The following is an 18,163-nucleotide window of genomic DNA, read 5'->3' as shown; positions in this document are numbered from 1 at the left end:
TGGGCATGTCCCTGCGTACCACCCGCCGCCACATCGCGGAGACCCAGGCGGTACCGGCTCCGGCCCTACCGCAAGCCGGTGCTCCGGCGGATCCCCGCTGCACGCGAACCGCCCCGCGCCGCCCACTCCCGCCTACCCGCCTACCCCCCGGGGACACCGGCGTCCGGCAGCGCGATCTTCCAGCCCCTGCCGGACACGGCGTTGCGCAGTGCCCGGCGTAGGCGGGCTCGCCAGACTGGCCGACGTCAGTGTCACACTGCCGATGCGTCGGTAGTCGTGATCAATCCAGTCTCAGAAATAACGACACCTTTCAGCCATACTGGAACGCTCTGGGAATTTGATGCACACAACTGCCAGGAATTACCACCGGTCGAGTACATTGCATCTTGCGGAGATTCAGAAAGATTAATTCCGACAGCTGGGAACTTGTAGGCCTGGCCTTGCACATCCATAACGACCTGGTCACCTTCAATCACATTTCCACCATTATCGAAAATGTCTCTTGCGAGGCCCTTGAGGTATTCATCGAAGGCGGCAGCGGCAGAATTCTCATAGTCAACACCGTCTGCATATGATTCACCCTCCCCATCCTTGGGGGAAATTTGGCGACCTGGCGCTTCGAGGGTGACCGTAAATGCCCCCGTCATATTCACAAACGATGGCGGAAGCCATTCCCATGCGTCATCATCGGGCTCCGGCTCAACCCTTGAGTATATGTCCCAGAAAAGGCTGTTTCCATCCGTCGGCTGAACCCCTCCTTGATATATTTCAATAACTCCCTGCGCATCCATGTACGGCACATCGAGGAAATCCGAGCTCCAGCTATCAAGAACGCCCGCAAGATGCATCCTGACAATACGCCTGCTCCCCACAATCCCCTTCATTGCAGGCAGCACTTCGTCCGAGGCGAGCGCCGTTCCGCTCCTCTGCAGGCTAAGATGCCCGCCCACGTGATTTCCGTCATCGAGCAGGCAGGTGACCGTCAGGCAAGTCGTCACTGCCGCATACGGGACTCCTGAAATGCCAAATTCGCCAACTTCACCTTCGGCAAGCATTATTCCTCCTGAGAAACATGATTAATTTGGAGTGCTCTGTTTCGGGAGATTAGGCACACGATCAAGATATCTCTCTGCCCGGATCCTCACGATGCCCTGCTGAGCCACACTTCCAGGCAGGGTTCGGAATCGTCGTGCAAGCGCCAACTCGGTAGCCACGCCTGCAGGCGCCCGGCTTGATCGGGCCGCCCACCGCTTCCGGGGGACTCCCGGACGTCGGGCGCTCATGTCATGATCATTCGATCGTGCGGCATGCGCCGCCGAGGAGCGCCGCTTGCCGGTGGTGCCGCGCAGCTGGGGAGACGATGCTCCGTATTCACTTCACCACGACCGACCTCAACCGGATCCGCTGGGCGCCACACCCCGAGCCGCTGATGGAGACGGTGCTCAGCCTCCAGCTCCTGCAACAGCCGCAGGCGCGCAGCGAACCGTTCGCCCGGTGGTCGGCGGAGGTCGGCCAGAGCCTCGGCCGAAGTGAACGGCAGCTGTTCGCACTCGTCACACCCGACGACGGCACGGTGCCCGAACTCCTCCTCGCGCCCACCGGAGCCGCCACTCTGGCAGACGCGCTGTCCGCCGTGCGGTCGAAGCCCGCCGCCCGGGCCATCTCCGATCTGGCGGTGACCCGCAGTATGCGACCCGACCTGCCGCAGTGGATCGCCGACGTCCACCACGGGCGTCCGGAGGCCACCGAGAGACTGATCGGGCTGTTGAGCGCCTACCACCGTCTGGCGGTCGCGCCGGCCTGGCGGTACGTGGAGCAGGCCGTCCGGGCCGCGTACGGCCGTGCGTCAGCCGCCACCGGCACCATGCTGAACGGCCTTCACCCGGCGATCAGCTGGGAGTTCCCGATCCTCACCGTCCCGTGCCACATTCCGCACGACGTCGACGTCCACCTGTCCGGCCGGGGGTTGCTCCTGATACCCGCATTCTTCCTGCGGGTCCCGACCGCGCGCCTCGACAACTACGACGAGCAGGCTCCCATCGAGCTCTATTTTCCGGTGCGCCACCAGCTCGCCGGTCTCCCGGAGGACACCCCGCACCTCGACCCCGGTCTCGTCCGTCTCCTCGGTCGCACCCGGGCCGCGGCCCTTGCCGCGCTCGCCACCGTTCGGAGCACCGCCGAACTGGCCACCCGGGTCGGCATCTCCGCCGCGACGGCCAGCCACCACCTCAATGCCCTGCGCGCAGGGGGCCTGATCACCACCACGCGCGAGCGCGGCATCACCCGTCACAGCCTCACGCACCTCGGTCTGCGTCTGCTGTACGGCACGCCTCCCGCCCCCGGACGGCCTGTGGCGGCTTTCCCCCCACCCGCCGCACGATGATCCGCCGGACGGAGTCGGCAGGCGCGGTTTACATCGTCGGCCCGCGGCGCGTGACAGGCTCACGCCCAGAGCGAGACGGTCACCTCTGCGTTCACGTCCTCGGAATCCAGCCAGATGCTGTAGAGGCACCTCGGCAGACCGGTCTCGGGGTTTCGGTGGACGCTGTCAAAGTCCCTGATGACCAGGCACTTCCTTCCGTCCTCCCCCGGCTTGAACTGGGTTGTGAATTCTTCTACCCCGCTGCAGACGATTGACGATCTGTTGCTCTTGTCCCAGAGCCGGACTTTACAAGTGATCAGGCTCCCCCCGCTCTCCTCATATCTCGGGGTGGGCAGATTGAATTCCACGACCACCGCATCCTGACGGACGTCGATCCACTCACTGTCAACTCCGGACGAATCATTGGCGCCCAACGGAATATGCTCCGAGTAGCGCAATTTCACTTCGTAGGAATAGATTGCCGCATCGGGCGGCGCTTGGATCGATCCTGCAGAGTCCTCTGATACATATCGGGTCATGCGTCGATACTGGCAGCCGCTCCCTCTTTCGGGCTTCCCGAACCGACTTCCCCTTCAGGCACGACCCGCCGGAGCCAGGGCCCCCGACCGCCCGGCGCGGACGCCCGACGGCCCGCCGGAGGTCCCGGCGGGCCGTCGCTCATCATCCCTCTCACCGCGGTGAGTCCCTGTTCCGCAGTGGGTCGCTCACGACGACGCGGCGTCGAGGATCAGGTTGGTGACTTCCTCCGGGTGAGAGACCGGCGCCGCGTGGGAGGAGTTCACACTCACCGTCGTGGAGTTCGCCCTCTCGGCCATGAACTGCTCCGCCGCGGGCGGGATGGTCTTGTCGCCGCACGCGACGAGGTACCACGACGGGATGTCCTTCCAGGCCGCGCTGTCGGCGGTGTCGCCCAGCGCGGACTGGTCGATGGGCCGCTGGGTGGCGGCCATGACGTCCGTCTTCTCCTGGGGCAGGTCACCCGCGAAGACCGGCCGGAAAGCCTCGGGCTTGATGTAGAGGTCCGTCCCCGTGCTGCCGTCCGGGCGGGTGTACGGGACCGCGTTCTGGTTCTCCGGCGTCAGCTCGCTCCCCGGGAAGGCGGCGAGGATCGAACCGGCACTCTCCCCCACCTCGGGAGCGATCGCGGCGATGTAGACCAGTGCTTTGATGTGAGGTTTGACATCGGGGTCCGAGGCTGCCTCGGTGATCACCTCGCCGCCGTATGAATGACCGCCCAGAATGATTTCGGTGTCCCCCAGGCTCTTGAGGAAACTCACCAGGTAGGACGAGTCCTGATGGAGGCCGCGCAGCGGATTGGCCGGGGCGATCACCCGGTAGCCCTCGTGCTGCAGCCGTGCCACCACCGATTCCCAGCTGGAGGCATCGGCGAAGGCGCCGTGGACCAGGACGATCGTCGGACGCGCCGTCGGGTGGTGACCGTGACCGTGAGAATCCGCCTCGGCGGAGAGCGCGGTACCGAAGCCTAGTGCGCCTGCGAGCACGCCTACGGCAATGGGGCGGAAAATCGCTGAACGGATATTCATGAACGCCTTCCTGGAACCGAATTAAATGCCCGGAGGGCGGCCTTTCAGGCTACGCCCCAGCCATGGATAGCCCAGGGAAAACGATGACAAACACTTATCACATCCGAACGGGTGATTCCGCTCAGGTCCACCGCGCCGGAGGCCGATCGAGGCCGCGAGCCGCGGCGCTCGCCCCGGCCGGCCGGCCGGCCAGCTTTGCTTCCGCACCGGCACCCGCGATCACAACTCGGCCGGGGAGACGGGTTCCGTGATGCCGAGGGTCTTGACCGTCTTCGAGGGCTGCACCTCGTCCTTCGCCGGGTTGGTGTTGAGCACGATGTCGGAGACCGGCGTGACGATGCCGAACCAGTACTTCTCGTTCCGGAAGTGGTGCAGTTGATGCGTCCGCCGGATCTCCCGGTACAGCGGGTTCTTCGGCTTGTAGGACGAGTGCATGAGGAAGTGCGTCCACTCGAACGCGGTGAGCAGGAGCAGTGACGTGGCGGTTCCGGTCAGGGCGGTACGGGTGGACCGGTGGACGGCGGTGTTCACAGCGGCGATGCCGGCCACGGCAACGGGCGCGATCCGCCTGTTGGGGAGGATGAAGGCCAGGGCGGGATCACGCGGGTTCAGGTGGTGCCGGCGGTGTTTGCGTGCGGCGAAGGAGTCGACGGTGCGTCCTCTGAACGTCCGTGGCCGCTGGTGAAGGATGTGGACGTGGACCAGCCATTCCAGGAACGGCTCCAGCGTCACGATCGTCGCGGCGATCCTCACGTCGCGCCGGGACCACCGTCCGAGGCTCACCCGTGCGGCGACGGTCAGCGCGGCCGCCGGGATGAGGACGCGCGGGCTGGGGTAGCGCGAGAAGAGACGGGCCGCACTCCGCAGGGTGAGACCGGCCGCACGGAACTGCGCCGTCCGCTGTTCGGGGTTCATCTGTTCTCCGACCCGGGGAAGAGGGCGTTCATCACGGCGGCGCCGTGTTCCAGCAACAGGGCTGCGCGTGACCGGGCCCGTTCCGGATCATGGTCGGAGATGGCCTCGACCACCTCTCCGTACAGGTGCACGGCGCTGCGTTCTGTGGCGAGGACGTTTCTGACCAGCGGCTCCGCCCGGCGGTACAGGGCGCGCATGCCGTTGAGCGCGAGCCGGTAGCAGATGTTTCCCGAGCCGTCGACGACCAGGTCCCAGAAGCGGATGTCCGCGGTCGGCCGGCTCTCGCCGTCCGGATCCGAGAACTCGCTCAGCACGTCCCTCAGCGCACGGACTTCGGCCTCGCCCGCCCGGGCGGCGCACAGCGCGGCGGCGTCGGCGCCGACCGCCGACCTCATCTCCGTCATCGCCCTGACGACCAGCAGGTCGATCGTGCCGTCGGTGCGCTGCAGGAGGTGTGGCACCAGATCGAGCCCGGCGCTGGTCCGGAAGTCCCGTACCCGGGTTGACTCCCCGTGCCGGATCTCCACCAGGCCGAGCTGGCTCAGGCGTTGAAGGGCCTCGCGCAGTGCCTGCCGGTTGACTCCGAACGTCTCGGTCAGGCTCCGTTCCGGTGGCAGGGACGAGCCCGCAGGCAGCGTCCCGTCCAGGATCCTGTTGGCGATCTGGTCAAAGACCGCATCTGACAACGCAGTTCGTCTCACCACGGTGAAGTCCGCCACGTGCTCCAGGCTGAGTCACATCTCCCCGAGTGGTCAAGAGGTCTGACCACCGGGAGTTCCGGATCTTCACCTGCATACGGGGGCACTCCGGTGCAGTCCAGGTCGCGGCCCGCGCGGTGCGGGGCCCGGGTCTCGCCCCCCGGGTCCGGCGGAGGTGGCCGCGGACCGGGGAGGGCGGTTGCGGCTCCTACACCCGTAGCGCGGCCAGCCGTTGTGCGAACGGCACCACGTCGAAGCCGTCCTGCGGATCCACCGAGGTGATCGCCCCGGTCAGCGAGCGGGGTGCGATCGCGGCGGCGGTGTCGACGTCCGGGGTGGTACCCCGTGCGGCGGGCGTCAGGAAATGGGCCAGCTCCGCGCCGGCCCGCGCGATCCGCTGCGCCAGGCCTTCCTCGCCCCAGTCCTCAGAGGCGGCGTAGACGGCGGTCGGCAGGACGAGCGCGCGCAGGTGGGTGAACAGCGGGCGCATGGCGTGTTCGGTGACCAGGGAGTGCCGGGCGGTGCCGCCGGTCGCGCCGAGGAGCACGGGTTTCCCGGTGAGCGCGTCCTTGTCGATGACGTCGAAGAACGACTTGAACAGACCGCTGTAGGACGCCGCGAACACCGGTGTCACGGTGATCAGGCCGTCCGCGGCCGCCACGCCGTCGAGCGCGGCGGCCAGCCGGGCGGACGGGAACCCGGTGACGAAGTGCTGGGCGATGTCGGTGGCGAGGTCCCGAAGTTCGATCACTTCGAGCTCCGCATCGACGTGCCCGAGCGTCGCGGCCGCGAGCCGGTCGGCGAGCAGGCGGGTGGCGGAGGGCGAACTCAACCCTGCCGATACGACGATCAGCTTCATGCCGTCCTTCCCTCCTTCGTGGTCTCCTGAGCGGCGGCCACCCGGGCCTGGTGCGTCGGTGCGTCCGGCACGCCGGCCGGGCGCAGGTTGGCGAACTCCTTGCGCAGGACCGGTACGACCTCCTCGCCGAGCAGGTCGAGCTGCTCCAGCACGGTCTTCAGCGGAAGGCCCGCGTGGTCCATCAGGAACAGCTGGCGCTGGTAGTCGCCGACGTGGTCACGGAAGGACAGGGTGCGGTCGATGACCTCCTGCGGCGACCCGACGGTGAGCGGGGTCTGGGAGGTGAACTCCTCCAGGGACGGGCCGTGCCCGTAGACCGGCGCGTTGTCGAAGTAGGGGCGGAACTCGCGTACCGCGTCCTGCGAGCGCTTGCGCATGAAGACCTGGCCGCCGAGGCCCACGATGGCCTGCTCGGGGGTGCCGTGTCCGTAGTGGGCGTAGCGCTGCCGGTAGAGGTTCACCATCTGCTTGGTGTGGGCGGCGGGCCAGAAGATGTTGTTGTGGAAGAAGCCGTCGCCGTAGTAGGCGGCCTGTTCGGCGATCTCGGGCGAGCGGATGGAGCCGTGCCACACGAAGGGGGCGACGCCGTCCAGCGGGCGGGGGGTGGAGGTGAAGGACTGCAGCGGGGTGCGGAACTTGCCCTTCCAGGTGACGACGTCCTCGTCCCACAGGCGGCGCAGCAGGGCGTAGTTCTCGACGGCGAGGTCGATGCCGTCGCGGATGTCCTTGCCGAACCAGGGGTAGACCGGGCCGGTGTTGCCGCGGCCCATCATCAGGTCGACGCGGCCGTCGGCGACGTGCTGGAGCATCGCGAAGTCCTCGGCGATCTTCACCGGGTCGTTGGTGGTGATCAGCGTCGTGGAGGTCGAAAGGATCAGGCTCTCGGTGCGTGCGGCGATGTAGCCGAGCATGGTGGTCGGCGAGGAGGGGACGAACGGTGGGTTGTGGTGCTCGCCGGTGGCGAAGACGTCGAGGCCTACCTCCTCGGCTTTCAGCGCGATCGCCAGCATGGCCTTGATCCGCTCGCGCTCGGTCGGGGTCCGACCGGTGGTGGGGTCGGTGGTCACGTCGCCGACGGTGAAGATCCCGAACTGCATCGTCCTCAACTCCTCTTTTGATTGAATATTCAATCATGCTCGCGAACCAGCCGCGACGCGGGGGTATTCCCGCCGCGCCGCACGTCCGGCGCTGCGGCACCTGTGGCGGTGACCGGTCCCCCGCTCCGCGCCCACGGCCACTCTGCCCGCCACGCGGTACCGAGGGGCAGGACATGTGGTCCGCCGTGCCCGGATCCTGGCGGTGATCCTGCCGTCCGCCCCCGAAGGATGCCGCACATGTCCGCCGCCGTTCCCGACCCCGCCGATCGCTGCGCGACCATCCTGCGGGTCTTCGACGCCGCCTTCGGCGAGCTGATGGCCGAGGACCCGGCCGCCTTCCGGGTGAAGTTCCGCAAGATGGCAGCCTCCGCGTTCGCCTTCTACCGGGGCACCGCCTGCCTCTACTACGCGGATGTGGCGGACGGACCGTTCGCCTCCTACGGCTCCGCCTTTCTCGACGAGCGGACCGGCAGGGTCTGGATCCACGGTGATCTGCACGCCGAGAACTTCGGCACCTACCTCAACTCCGAGGGCCGGCTGGTCTTCAACGTGAACGACTTCGACGAGGCGTACGTCGGGGCCTTCGTCTGGGACGTACAGCGGCTGGCCGCCTCCCTGGCACTGATCGGCTACGCCAAGGCGCTCTCCGACTCGATGATCACCGACCTGGTGAGGACCTTCGCGACGGCGTACCGTGCCCAGATCGGCGCCCTGGTCACCTCCGGCCGGCCCGCCTCGTACACCCTCGACACGGCCACCGGCCCGATCCTCGACGCCCTGCACCGGGCGCGCATGCGGACCCGGGTCGCACTGCTGGAGGCCGACACCGTCGTCGAGGGGTACGAGCGGCGCTTCCTGACCGGCAACGGCGCCGTCGAGCTGGACGAGGCCACCCGGGCCGACGTCCTCACGGCCTTCGCCCGCTACCTCGGCACCCTGCCGCCCGCCTCCCGCACCCGCCCGAACTCACTGCGGGTCAAGGACGTGGTCGGACGCCGGGGCATCGGCATCGGCAGCGCCGGCCTCCCCTCCTACAACCTGCTGCTGGAAGGCCCCACCGACGCCCTCGAGAACGATGTGATCATCTATATGAAACAGGGCCAGACGCCTGCGGCCGCACGGCACATCGACGATCCGGCCGTCCGCGGCCATTTCCAGCACGAGGGCCACCGGACGGTGATCTCCCAACGGGCCCTCCAGGACCACAGCGATCCCTGGCTCGGCCACACCGTGCTCGGCGAACGCGGCCAACTGGTCGCCGAGGTCTCGCCCTACGCCACCGACCTCGACTGGACCGACCTCAACGAGGGCGCCGACCTGCTCGCGGTCACGGAGTGCCTCGGCCGGACCACCGCCACCATGCACGCCGCGGCCGACGAGTCCGGCGGCCACAGCCTGGTGCCCTTCTCCACCGAGCACGCCATAGACGCGGCGATCGCCCGGGACGAACGGGGATTCATCGACCTCCTGGTGGACTTCGCCCACACCTACGGGGCCCGGACCCGCGCCGACCACCAGCTCTTCGTCGATCTCCACCGCAACGCCCGGATCCCCGGGCTATGACCGGACCGCTGGAACGAATGGCAGAACTCAGCGGACAGGAAACCGTCGGGGACGGCGCACCGCCGGCCGATCGGACCGCACGCTGTGCAAGAGGCCTGGCACAAAATTCAAGAACCGTACGGCAGGAGGCTAATCATGGAGCATGATCATATTTCACCGGAGAAGGTCGAGATCTTCGCCACATCGGAAGAACTGGCCGAAGAATTCACCCGCGAATGGGCATCCCTCGTTTCGACCGTAAACGGCATGCGCGACACATCGGCAAACTTGAAGGCCAGCTTCGACGCCGATCTGATACGCAAGCTGCCGGTGGAGTTCAGCAAGGCAATCGATGAAATCTCCATCAATCTGAAAAAGTACGAATCGGCGACCGTTCGCATTTACAGGACGATAAAAGGCATATGGGGGAGGCGTAACCCGGGGCGGGGGGCGATCACCGCCTTCGAAATGTTCACAAGCACCGACAGGAAGGTGATCAGGAATCAAATAAAGAGGATTATTGATGCGCTGGACAACGCAGGGTCCAGCCTCTCCGACCTTGAGCTCCTGGTCGCGGAAGAAGGAAGGGCGGGGGCCGGGTCGACGACAGCATCTCTCGGACACCTGTTCCAATCCGCGGAAACGAACTACGCCGCAGCAAAAATACGCGCAGACGTCATCATACGCGCCGCAAGAGGCTTCGTCTCGATGTCGCGCAAAATGGAGAATCTAGGCACCCGACTGGCCGATCTCAATGCCATGTACGCGGCAGAGGAAAGATCTGCCCACGAAGCCGAAAGCAAGAAGCTGGACGATCTGATCAGCGGCCTGTCCCTGGTGTACGGCTCACTTGCCGCAGATGACGACCAGATCAAGAAGCTCGCCGAATCCCTTAAAGCCGTTCGAGATTCCTCCGAACGGCTTGCAGACGACGGCGAGGCAGCTTTTCTCATCCCCCCCGAAATTCCCGATGAAAGCCGCGAGGCAGCGCTCCAGGCAATAAGAGATAACCTGAGGAGCACCGCAGCGGCTGCCTCCGATGCTCGCGCCACCCTCAAACCTCTCCTCATGGAATACGAGGAGGAAGGGCTCGGCAATATTGATACGATTAACGCGATCAAGCCATCCATAAAAAAGCTCGGGCCATCCAAAGCGCCCGGGAGCAAGACTGTGAAGGACATAGTCACTCTGGTCAAATTCCACCAGGGCAGGCTGATCGATGCTACATCCAACCTGGACAAACTGATCAAATCCCTGCAGTGCTTCCATACGCTCATCACTCAGGATGAGCCCGACTCCAGCCATTTCACAATCCTGGAGGCACGGAAAGCAGAGAATGATTACACGCTTCATTCCGAAAGATACTTCCACGTGATTCTAGAAATTCAGACCGGCCTCGACAGAGCCCTGGCGATGATTAGCCCTGAGGGTATCTGACCGCGCGTCGGGCTCACGCAGGGCCGCCGGCAGCGGACGGTGACCACGAAGCTGGAAACAGCGGAGAACAACTGCCGCCGCAGGCGACGAGCGGCGGCAGTTCCCAGTCAGAGGCGGGCATGCCCGTCGAAGCCGCCAGACCGAACCCGAACTGGACCGTGTCCGGGCCTGCCGGACCCAGAAGCCGATGGCGCCCCGTAAGCGCTCAGCGATCAGACCGGCGGACACGGACACAGAACCCGGAATCGCGGCGTCCAGCGACAGCCCAACAACGACGCCCACTGCGGCACGCCGGCCGCCCTCCGACCCCGTCCGCCTTCCGGATGACGAGCAGCGCTGCGCCCCACACACACGACCAGCCACTCGCGGCGGGTCGAATGCGGCGGGACAGGTGATGTCAATCGGATTTCTCGGGGTCCTCGAGGGAATCAGATTCCTCAATTTCTTGGTCACTGGTTCGACTGTCTTCCGGGCTACGATTGCGGTAGGTGCTGATGGGAGTGCTGTCCGTGCTGTAAAGGACCGCCTCACCGTCGTCATCGAATCTCGCGACATGGGTGTCCGGATGCGCTTCCTTGAACTCCTCGATACGTTGCCGCCGCTGTTCCTCCCGCTCCGCCTCCACCGTCTCCTCGTGTCGGATGCGACGCACCTCCGCGGACCTGTCAAGATGCTCACGGTATACGGCCTGCGTCGCAGCCGCCTCGTTCGCGGCCTCCTTGCGCGCGGCTCGGAGACCGAGATCGGCTGGTCCGGACAGAAACTCCGCAGCAGTCATCTCGGTGTTTCCATTCGGACCTATGATTTCGACCGTGGGAGATTTTCCGCGGCGTTCGCCGACGATGTCGTAGCCTGCGGCCGAGAGATCACCCAGGGCCTGGTACATGTCTTCGCTGCCAGGCTCATAGTGTCCGCTCTTGTTGGTCATACTCTCGATGTACCCGCCCTCCTCGATGATGATCTCCCCGGCACCGCCGACGTTGGCACCGGCCAGGACGGACGAGTGGTGGATGAACTCGATGTACCAGTCGATGTCCGTTCTCTGCAGTTCCTTCACCATCGTGTTGAATTGCTCGACCGTGCCCAGCGGAATGAATTTCTTCCCGAAGATGCTATTCCCGTCACGGTCGGTGACGGCAATGGCCTTCGGGTCGAACAGATAGAGCCGATTGGACTTTTCCCCGGCATCGGTGACCCAACCGTAACGGCCCGATGGAAAAGGCTTACCATTTTTGAGCAGCAGGCGTCCCGACACACAGTCCGGATGGGCCACCAACTCCTCGCGTTCCGCCGCATCATAATAGTAGGTCCCGGCCCGACCGACATCATCCGGCAGAGCCTTGTTGCGGGCAGCCGACCGGGCGCGGCTCTCCCCGTGCCACTCACCCTTCACCTGAATTCCCGGTGACTGGGGGTCACGCGGAGTCGGAGGATTGTCCCGTAGCCTGGTGCGCTGCTGCGGCTCGCTCAGCAGCTCAGCGGCCTGGTCGAGATTTCCTACGACATTCGTCAGCCTGGGCTTCAAGGTCCGGCGGACCTCTTCGGACGTGAAGTCGGTCCTTCGCTGCAGCAGTCCCCGGTTGCGCCACCACGCGTGATTGGGGTGGTTCCTGTTGGTGATATCGACCATCAGGAGGATTTTGAGGGCATCCGGATCGAAAGCGACCAGGTGATGTTTCTTGTGCCCCTGCTTCGGTTCCTTCCTCGGTACATGGATCTGAGTGGCCCGGTATCCATGCTCCCTCGCCCAGATTCCCCAGGTATCAGTTGTCGCCGCCCCCGGTGGGAAGTCCGGTAGATCACGTAGTTCTTTCGGAACCCGGCGCGCTTCGAAAAGATCAGCGAAATCATCCTTCAGTCCGAGGCTCCCCACCTTGTAGAGATGCAGGACCTCCACACCATGTGCGAGCTCGCTCTTCAAAATCGGCCCGGGTCCCTTGTTCACGAGAGTGCGAGCACCATCATCGGTGTATTCCGAAGCGGTCTCCAGATATGGGGTGGCGTAGGCCCCTCTCCCATAAGCACCCCATCCACTGGGCTTCAGCCCGGAGGTCTGGATCTTCGCTCCCACATCGTTGCTCGTCGTGCCGTGGAAGAAGATCTCCTCCTGTGGCTGTACATCGTGCAGAGGATTGCCCGGGACGGTCAGGTCGCTGCCGATGTCCATCCAGGCCTGACAGAGGCGATCGAACCGGACGATAGCCAATTTGACATGACTGACGATCCGCTGGCCCAAATCGATTACCTCACCATTGGAGTTAAGCCAGAGCGGAGCGCCGCTGACGGGATCCGGGCAGTTTGCGTAATCATCAAGATCTGTTTTCAGCGAGCCCAGTGAGGAAGCTATGGCCTGCTCGTTCACACGCATCTTCCTGGCCAGGCTGTCGAGACTCTCGACAGCCCACGCCGTAAAATCCCGATACCCCTCCTGGTCCTCGTCGGCCCGCCAGGTCGCCTGGTCCTCGAGGGCACCGAGCGTGTAGGTCTCGTCCACGTGGCGCCTGAGGTCTTCCACCTCCCCCTTGATGCATGAAATCCTCTCGAGGATTCTCTTGCGATTCCTTTCTATTGCCTCGTCGGCCTCGGTCACCGGCTCCGCATAGTTGGGAATCTCGAATTCCAGGGCATATACCAGATATATGAGATCCGCCATGAGTGCAGCGTGATTTATGCGCTTCCTTCCATCCCCGGAATAGTCCTCCTCCCCGTACAGTGCATGCAGGACGGTGGCGTGCTCGCCGACCGCTGCGACGAGGTCGGGCGAAATCAGGTACCTGGGCTCCACCATCACTCCGAATTTTCGAGTACGGTGCGGCAGAAATCCGCCACATCGGGGCGACCTCTGTCCATGCAGGCGGATTCGACGGTCTCCATTCCAACCCCCCTGATCATCTTTCCCAGCCTGCCCGTGTCCGACTTGCCGTTCGCGATGAGTGCGAGTTCGCCGACAAGCATGTTGAACTGAAGGGCGGCGCGCTCGTCGGCGGCCAGGCCTTCAATCTTCAGCGCGGCCTGCCAGACCTTCATTGCTTCGACGTATCTCCCTGCCGAAAACAACTGATCCGGAAGAATCTCGTACTGTTGTGATTCCTCGCCGCCGGCCGCCCCGGATGGGGCCACCGGCTGTGCCGGGCCGACCCCAGAACCGCCGACGTCCAGTTTCGATGCCCCTCCTGGATGTGTCTCGGGTCCACCGTGGCAGGGTCCGGCATCCGGGGAAGGGCCCTTTCCGCCGGATTTTGAATTTTGCATAGCTGCACCCACTCGTCACTTCCCCCCTGGAAGTCACGCTAAGTTAGCATTCTTCGGGTTCCGGGAGAGTGCGCCATCGGGCAGATGTGCGGGCATGTCGATCCGCATATCTCGTGCGCACCGCGCCCCTATTTGTCAACGAGGAATCGAGGAAGGATCCGAAGTGCAGTACCACCCATATTCTGGACGCGGAAAGTCTGCCGACCACCAGACCGTCCGAGCAACGTGCCGGCCCCGGTGTACTGGAGGCGGCGTGCCGTGGGTAACGACACACCGCCGGGCCGTCGCATCATCGTGTGGCTTTCCCCGGTATACACCCGGCGGGGTTTCGGCCAGTGCCTGCCGGGCCGTGGCGATGATGCGTGCCGGCCCCTTGGCCACGATCCCAGTGACGAAGGGCTGTCCGGGCCGGACAGATCACAGGTGCGGCAGTGGTCCGTGACCAGCTCGCTGCTCGGCTCGCGCAGGATCTCGCGCAGATCGTTCTCACCGGTCGGCAACTCGGCTGACAGACGGACCGACAGATTGCGCACGTTCAGACGACGCCGTGGACACATCCCGTCCCTCCGGTCGCAGGGAGCGCGGAGCGCAGGGAGACGGCTGCGCGCAGCAGTCGCACCCGACGAGGCCTGCGCTGTCAGGCGCGTTCTTCTGCACGACCGAGTGCAAGCGCGGTGTTCACGAGGGCGACGTGGGTGAACGCCTGTGGGGTGTTGCCGAGTTGGCGGCCCGCAAGCGGATCCCACTCCTCGGATATCAGGCCGAGGTCGTTGGCCAGACCGCGCAGCCGGTCGAAGAGTTCCCGCGCCTCGTCGGTTCTGCCGATGGCGATCAGGGCGTCGCAGAGCCAGTAGGAGCAGGCCAGGAAGGCTCCTTCGGATCCGGTGAGCCCGTCCACCGCGTCCGCCTGCTGCTCGGCCGCAGGTGTCGGGTAGCGGAGGATGAAGCCGTCGTGGTGCAGGTCGCGGCGGATCGCCTCGACCGTCGCGGCCACCCGCGGGTCGTCGGCGGGCAGGAAACCGGACTTGACCGCGAAGAGCGTGGCCGCGTCCAGCTCACGGCCGCCGTAGTACTGGGTGAAGACGCCGCGCCGGTGGTCGACGCCCCGGGTGCAGACGTCGCTGTGGATGAGGTCGCGCAGCTCGCGCCAGCGCTCGACGGGGCCCGGGAGCCTGGTCTCCTCCGCGAGCTTGACCGCACGGTCGTACGCCGCCCAGCACATGATCTTGGAGTGGACGAAGTGCCGGCGTGGGCCCCGTACCTCCCACAGACCCTCGTCCGGGTCGGACCAGCGTTCCTCCAGGAACTCCAGCAGTCTGACCAGCATGCTCCACACGTGACGCTCGATCCGGATGCCGGACCGATGGGCCAGGTAGAGGGTGTCCACCACCTCGCCGTACACGTCCAGTTGCAGCTGGTCGACGGCGGCGTTCCCGAAGCGGACCGGCCGGGAGCCCTCGTAGCCGGGGAGCCAGTCGGCGGTCTCCTCTGGTAGTCGGCGTTCTCCGCCGACGCCGTACATGATCTGCAGCTCGGCCGGGTCGCCGGCGATGGCGCGCAGCAACCAGTCGTACCAGGCTCTGGCCTCCTGGTGGTAGCCCGCGTTGAGCAGTGCCGACAGGGTCATGGTGGAGTCCCGCAGCCAGCAGAAGCGGTAGTCCCAGTTCCGCTCGCCGCCGATCTCTTCCGGCAGTCCCGCCGTGGCGGCGGCGACGATGCCGCCCGTCGGTTCATAGGTGAGCGCCTTCAACGTGATCAGCGAGCGGCGTACCGCCGCGACGTCCGTCTCGGCGACCTGCGCCGAGAAGCGCGACGACCAGGTCTGCCAGTCTTCGAGGGTGTGCCGCAGCGCCTTCTCCGGGTCCTGGCGGGGGCCCTGCCGGTGGTGTGAGGGGGTCCAGCTGAGCACGAACGGTATCCGTTCGCCCGCATGGACGGTGAACTCGGAGATGGTGGCGAAGTCGCGTCCCCTGGTGCGCACGCCGTTGGGGGATCCGTTTCCGCATCTCAGCCAGACGGCGTCCGGGCCGGCGACGGCGATGCGGTGGTTCTCGGTGCGGCGCATCCACGGGATGATCCGTCCGTAGTCGAAGCGCAGCCGTAGCTCCCCCACCATCTTCACGGAGCCGCTGACGCCCTCGACGATGCGCATCACGTCGGGGGTGCGGTCGCGTTGCGGCATGAAATCGATCACCCGGACGCGGCCGGTCGACGTGGTCCATTCGGTCTGCAGCACCAGGCTGTCGCCGACGTAGGAGCGCTCCGGTGCCTCGCCCTCGAACGCGGGGGCGAGGCGCCAGTGGCCGTGCTCGTCGCCTCCGAGCAGGGCGGCGAAGCAGCTGGCCGAGTCGAATCGCGGCAGGCAGAGCCAGTCGATCGAGCCGTCCCTGCCCACCAGTGCCGCCGTCTGCAGGTCGCCGATGAGTGCGTAGTCTTCGATGCGTCCGGGCATGGCATCACCTTGCCCCGGAGCGGGGCCAGGATCGTTGGCTGTCGGGTCGAGTGGATCGGGCAGTGTGCACGGCTTTCACGCTGCTCGATGGGGCAGTTGTCCTGGCGTCAGGCGAAATCGTTCGCGAGCACGTTCTCGATGTTCCGCTCCGCCAGGGCCGTGATGGTCACGAACGGGTTGACGCCGGTGCTGCCCGGGATCAGGGAGCCGTCGGTGACGTAGAGGCCGGGGTACTCGGGCAGCCGCCCGTACGGGTCGGTGGCCTTGCCGAGGACGCAGCCGCCGAGGGGGTGGTAGACGAAGTCGTCGCCCCAGGTCTTGTGGACCCCGAACAGGTCGCTGCGGTAGACCGTGCCCTCGGCGGCGTTGATCCGGTCGAAGACCCGTTCCGCGGCGGCGATCGACGGTGCTGTGAAGGAGGGCTGCCAGCTCAGGTCCACGCCGCCGGTGCCGGTGTTGTAGGTGAAGGCGGCCCGGTTCGGGTTCTTGGTGATCGCCAGGTAGAGGCTGATCCAGAGCTCGGTGCCGGCGGGGAAGGGGGAGATCTCCGCGAAGCAGGGACCGCCCGGGTCGTCCCAGTTGTCGATGCCCTGGACCGGTATGCAGGACTGGAGCGATCCGGTCGGCGACCACAGGTGATTGGCGCGGCCGACCATGACGTTGCCGTTGTTGCCCCACTCCTGTCCGACGGCGGCGGACAGGTCCGGCAGGCGGCCGGTGGCCCGCATCGTCACCAGCAGCTTGCTGGTGCCGACGCTGCCCGCGGCGAGGAAGACCTTGTCGGCGGTGACGGTCTTCCTGGCGATGACGTTCCCCGCGGTGTCCAGCTGCGACATCTCCACGGTGTAGCCGCTACCGATCACGGCCGGCTGAACGGCGGTGACCTGGTGGAGCGGGCTGATCGAGAGCCGCCCGGTGGCGGCTGCGGCCGCCAGGTAGGTCTTGTCCAGCGACTGCTTGCCGTGGTTGTTGCCGTAGATGACCTCGCCGGCCAGCGCCGAGCGCGGCGCGGTGCCGGCCAGCTCGTCCCGGAGGTGGGGAAAGCTGTAGACGTTGGGAACGGAGACGGTCCTGAAGCCGGCGTCCTGTGCCTGCTGCGCGCCCACCCTCGCGTACCGGTAGCAGGATGCGGATTCGTACCATGCCTGGTCCATGGTGTTGGTGCCGAGTCCGGCGTTGGCCCGGGGGAAATAGACGCCGTACATCGCGTCCGCGTCGACCTGCGGCAGGATCTCCTCGAAGTACGGGCGCCGCGGCACCACGGCCATCCCCCCGTTGACCAGTGAACCGCCGCCCACCCCGCGGCCCTGGTAGACGCGGGTGGCCGCGAAGTGCTCGCAGTCGAGGACACCGGTGTAGCGGGTGATGCTCCTGTTGTAGGGCGCCCCCAGGAAGTAGCTCACCGGCTGGTCTGTCCGGGTCCGCAGCCAGGTGGAGCGTCCATCGGGGGCCAGCATGGTGCAGAAGACGTTCCCGTCACTGCCGGGTGTGGTCCAGCTCCGTCCCATCTCGACCAGGGCGGTCGGTATACCGGCCTGCGTCAGCCGCAGCGCGGTCACGGCTCCGCCGTAACCGCTGCCGACCACCAGTGCCGGCACCCGGTCCCCGCTCTCCAGTGCTCTCGCGGGCGCCGCCGCTGCCTTGAGGAACAGCGACGAGGCGGTCAACGTTCCGGCCAGCGCTGCTGTTCCGGAGAGGAACTGACGGCGTGATAATGATCTTTCGGGCATGGCTGTGCCTTCCGTTCGGCCTGAAATGGGTTGGCCTTCCCTGTCGGCGGAACCGGCGCGAGATGGTAGAGTCCTGAGGGCCTGTCACGAGGGACGTGAGCAGCGCGCCGCCGTGTTGACGGTGTACCGCGCCTTTCTGCTCCGGCCAAGGGGTGGCGGCGGGGGGATTTTTCGGTGGCCGGGCCGTGGCGCCCGCCAGCGGACCACTCTCATGCGATCCGGACCTGACCGCCAGGGCTCTGCGGAGCGCACAT

The 18,163-nt window shown here is 65.9% G+C and carries 14 protein-coding genes; 3 read left to right on the top strand and 11 right to left on the bottom strand.

Going from position 1 to position 18,163, the window contains the following annotated elements; all coding sequences use genetic code 11:
* Positions 1 to 251: 251 nt before the first annotated feature.
* The gene (locus tag AA75_RS47255; protein ID WP_149038054.1) at positions 252 to 1,055 is read right to left on the bottom strand and encodes a hypothetical protein; all 804 of its coding nucleotides are present in this window, start codon (positions 1,053 to 1,055) and stop codon (positions 252 to 254) included.
* 305 nt (positions 1,056 to 1,360) lie between these two features.
* On the opposite strand from AA75_RS47255, the gene AA75_RS10175 reads away from it, so the two are divergent.
* Positions 1,361 to 2,383 (top strand): helix-turn-helix domain-containing protein, encoded by a 1,023-nt coding sequence (locus AA75_RS10175; protein ID WP_051812084.1) that lies wholly within the window; start codon positions 1,361 to 1,363, stop codon positions 2,381 to 2,383.
* 59 nt (positions 2,384 to 2,442) lie between these two features.
* Here the strand turns inward: AA75_RS10175 and AA75_RS47250 are convergent, their stop codons facing one another.
* From AA75_RS47250 to AA75_RS10145, 6 genes are all read right to left on the bottom strand, one after another.
* On the bottom strand, positions 2,443 to 2,901 hold the full coding sequence (locus AA75_RS47250) for a hypothetical protein (protein ID WP_149038053.1): 459 nt from the start codon (positions 2,899 to 2,901) through the stop codon (positions 2,443 to 2,445).
* A 186-nt stretch (positions 2,902 to 3,087) separates the two neighbouring features.
* The gene (locus tag AA75_RS10165) at positions 3,088 to 3,927 is read right to left on the bottom strand and encodes an alpha/beta fold hydrolase (RefSeq protein ID WP_033819536.1); all 840 of its coding nucleotides are present in this window, start codon (positions 3,925 to 3,927) and stop codon (positions 3,088 to 3,090) included.
* A gap of 219 nt (positions 3,928 to 4,146) precedes the next feature.
* On the bottom strand, positions 4,147 to 4,842 hold the full coding sequence (locus tag AA75_RS10160; protein WP_051812083.1) for a sterol desaturase family protein: 696 nt from the start codon (positions 4,840 to 4,842) through the stop codon (positions 4,147 to 4,149).
* The gene (locus tag AA75_RS10155; protein WP_033819535.1) at positions 4,839 to 5,561 is read right to left on the bottom strand and encodes a FadR/GntR family transcriptional regulator; all 723 of its coding nucleotides are present in this window, start codon (positions 5,559 to 5,561) and stop codon (positions 4,839 to 4,841) included. Before AA75_RS10155 ends, AA75_RS10160 begins: the two co-directional genes overlap by 4 nt.
* 187 nt (positions 5,562 to 5,748) lie before the next feature.
* Complete coding sequence (locus tag AA75_RS10150; RefSeq protein WP_033819534.1) at positions 5,749 to 6,399, bottom strand: CE1759 family FMN reductase; 651 nt, start codon at positions 6,397 to 6,399, stop codon at positions 5,749 to 5,751.
* On the bottom strand, positions 6,396 to 7,496 hold the full coding sequence (locus AA75_RS10145; protein ID WP_033819533.1) for an LLM class flavin-dependent oxidoreductase: 1,101 nt from the start codon (positions 7,494 to 7,496) through the stop codon (positions 6,396 to 6,398). Before AA75_RS10145 ends, AA75_RS10150 begins: the two co-directional genes overlap by 4 nt.
* 237 nt (positions 7,497 to 7,733) lie before the next feature.
* On the opposite strand from AA75_RS10145, the gene AA75_RS10140 reads away from it, so the two are divergent.
* Positions 7,734 to 9,059: a DUF2252 domain-containing protein gene (locus AA75_RS10140; protein ID WP_033819532.1), complete on the top strand. Its 1,326-nt coding sequence runs from the start codon at positions 7,734 to 7,736 to the stop codon at positions 9,057 to 9,059.
* 135 nt (positions 9,060 to 9,194) lie between these two features.
* Positions 9,195 to 10,475, top strand: coding sequence for a hypothetical protein (locus AA75_RS10135; protein WP_033819531.1), 1,281 nt, complete (start codon positions 9,195 to 9,197; stop codon positions 10,473 to 10,475).
* A gap of 397 nt (positions 10,476 to 10,872) precedes the next feature.
* On the opposite strand, the gene AA75_RS10130 is transcribed toward AA75_RS10135, so the two are convergent.
* From AA75_RS10130 to AA75_RS10115, 4 genes are all read right to left on the bottom strand, one after another.
* The gene (locus AA75_RS10130) at positions 10,873 to 13,263 is read right to left on the bottom strand and encodes a hypothetical protein (protein WP_033819530.1); all 2,391 of its coding nucleotides are present in this window, start codon (positions 13,261 to 13,263) and stop codon (positions 10,873 to 10,875) included.
* Entirely contained in the window at positions 13,263 to 13,502 is a 240-nt protein-coding gene (locus tag AA75_RS10125; protein ID WP_033819529.1) for a hypothetical protein, read from the bottom strand. The genes AA75_RS10130 and AA75_RS10125 overlap by 1 nt, the downstream gene beginning before the upstream one ends.
* An 862-nt stretch (positions 13,503 to 14,364) precedes the next feature.
* Positions 14,365 to 16,179: a glycoside hydrolase family 15 protein gene (locus AA75_RS10120; RefSeq protein WP_033819528.1), complete on the bottom strand. Its 1,815-nt coding sequence runs from the start codon at positions 16,177 to 16,179 to the stop codon at positions 14,365 to 14,367.
* Positions 16,180 to 16,286: 107 nt separating this feature from the next.
* A complete protein-coding gene (locus tag AA75_RS10115; protein ID WP_051812081.1) occupies positions 16,287 to 17,909 on the bottom strand; it encodes a GMC oxidoreductase in 1,623 nt (540 codons plus the stop codon).
* Between the last annotated feature and the right edge of the window lie 254 nt (positions 17,910 to 18,163).

It is taken from the genome of Kitasatospora sp. MBT63 (assembly GCF_000710465.2).
Classification (GTDB): Bacteria; Actinomycetota; Actinomycetes; order Streptomycetales; family Streptomycetaceae; genus Kitasatospora.
Note: the sequence above shows the minus strand (reverse complement) of the source record. Positions and strands in the feature narration are given on the sequence as shown.

What these genes read in the sequence shown, in the direction of transcription:
- AA75_RS10145 (WP_033819533.1), bottom strand. Translation starts at nt 7,496, where the DNA reads ATGCAGTTCGGGATCTTCACCGTCGGCGACGTGACCACCGACCCCACC.
- AA75_RS10130 (WP_033819530.1), bottom strand. Translation starts at nt 13,263, where the DNA reads ATGGTGGAGCCCAGGTACCTGATTTCGCCCGACCTCGTCGCAGCGGTC.
- AA75_RS47250 (WP_149038053.1), bottom strand. Translation starts at nt 2,901, where the DNA reads ATGACCCGATATGTATCAGAGGACTCTGCAGGATCGATCCAAGCGCCG.
- AA75_RS10175 (WP_051812084.1), top strand. Translation starts at nt 1,361, where the DNA reads ATGCTCCGTATTCACTTCACCACGACCGACCTCAACCGGATCCGCTGG.
- AA75_RS10140 (WP_033819532.1), top strand. Translation starts at nt 7,734, where the DNA reads ATGTCCGCCGCCGTTCCCGACCCCGCCGATCGCTGCGCGACCATCCTG.
- AA75_RS10165 (WP_033819536.1), bottom strand. Translation starts at nt 3,927, where the DNA reads ATGAATATCCGTTCAGCGATTTTCCGCCCCATTGCCGTAGGCGTGCTC.
- AA75_RS10120 (WP_033819528.1), bottom strand. Translation starts at nt 16,179, where the DNA reads ATGCCCGGACGCATCGAAGACTACGCACTCATCGGCGACCTGCAGACG.
- AA75_RS10115 (WP_051812081.1), bottom strand. Translation starts at nt 17,909, where the DNA reads ATGCCCGAAAGATCATTATCACGCCGTCAGTTCCTCTCCGGAACAGCA.
- AA75_RS10150 (WP_033819534.1), bottom strand. Translation starts at nt 6,399, where the DNA reads ATGAAGCTGATCGTCGTATCGGCAGGGTTGAGTTCGCCCTCCGCCACC.
- AA75_RS10125 (WP_033819529.1), bottom strand. Translation starts at nt 13,502, where the DNA reads ATGAAGGTCTGGCAGGCCGCGCTGAAGATTGAAGGCCTGGCCGCCGAC.
- AA75_RS10160 (WP_051812083.1), bottom strand. Translation starts at nt 4,842, where the DNA reads ATGAACCCCGAACAGCGGACGGCGCAGTTCCGTGCGGCCGGTCTCACC.
- AA75_RS47255 (WP_149038054.1), bottom strand. Translation starts at nt 1,055, where the DNA reads ATGCTTGCCGAAGGTGAAGTTGGCGAATTTGGCATTTCAGGAGTCCCG.
- AA75_RS10135 (WP_033819531.1), top strand. Translation starts at nt 9,195, where the DNA reads ATGGAGCATGATCATATTTCACCGGAGAAGGTCGAGATCTTCGCCACA.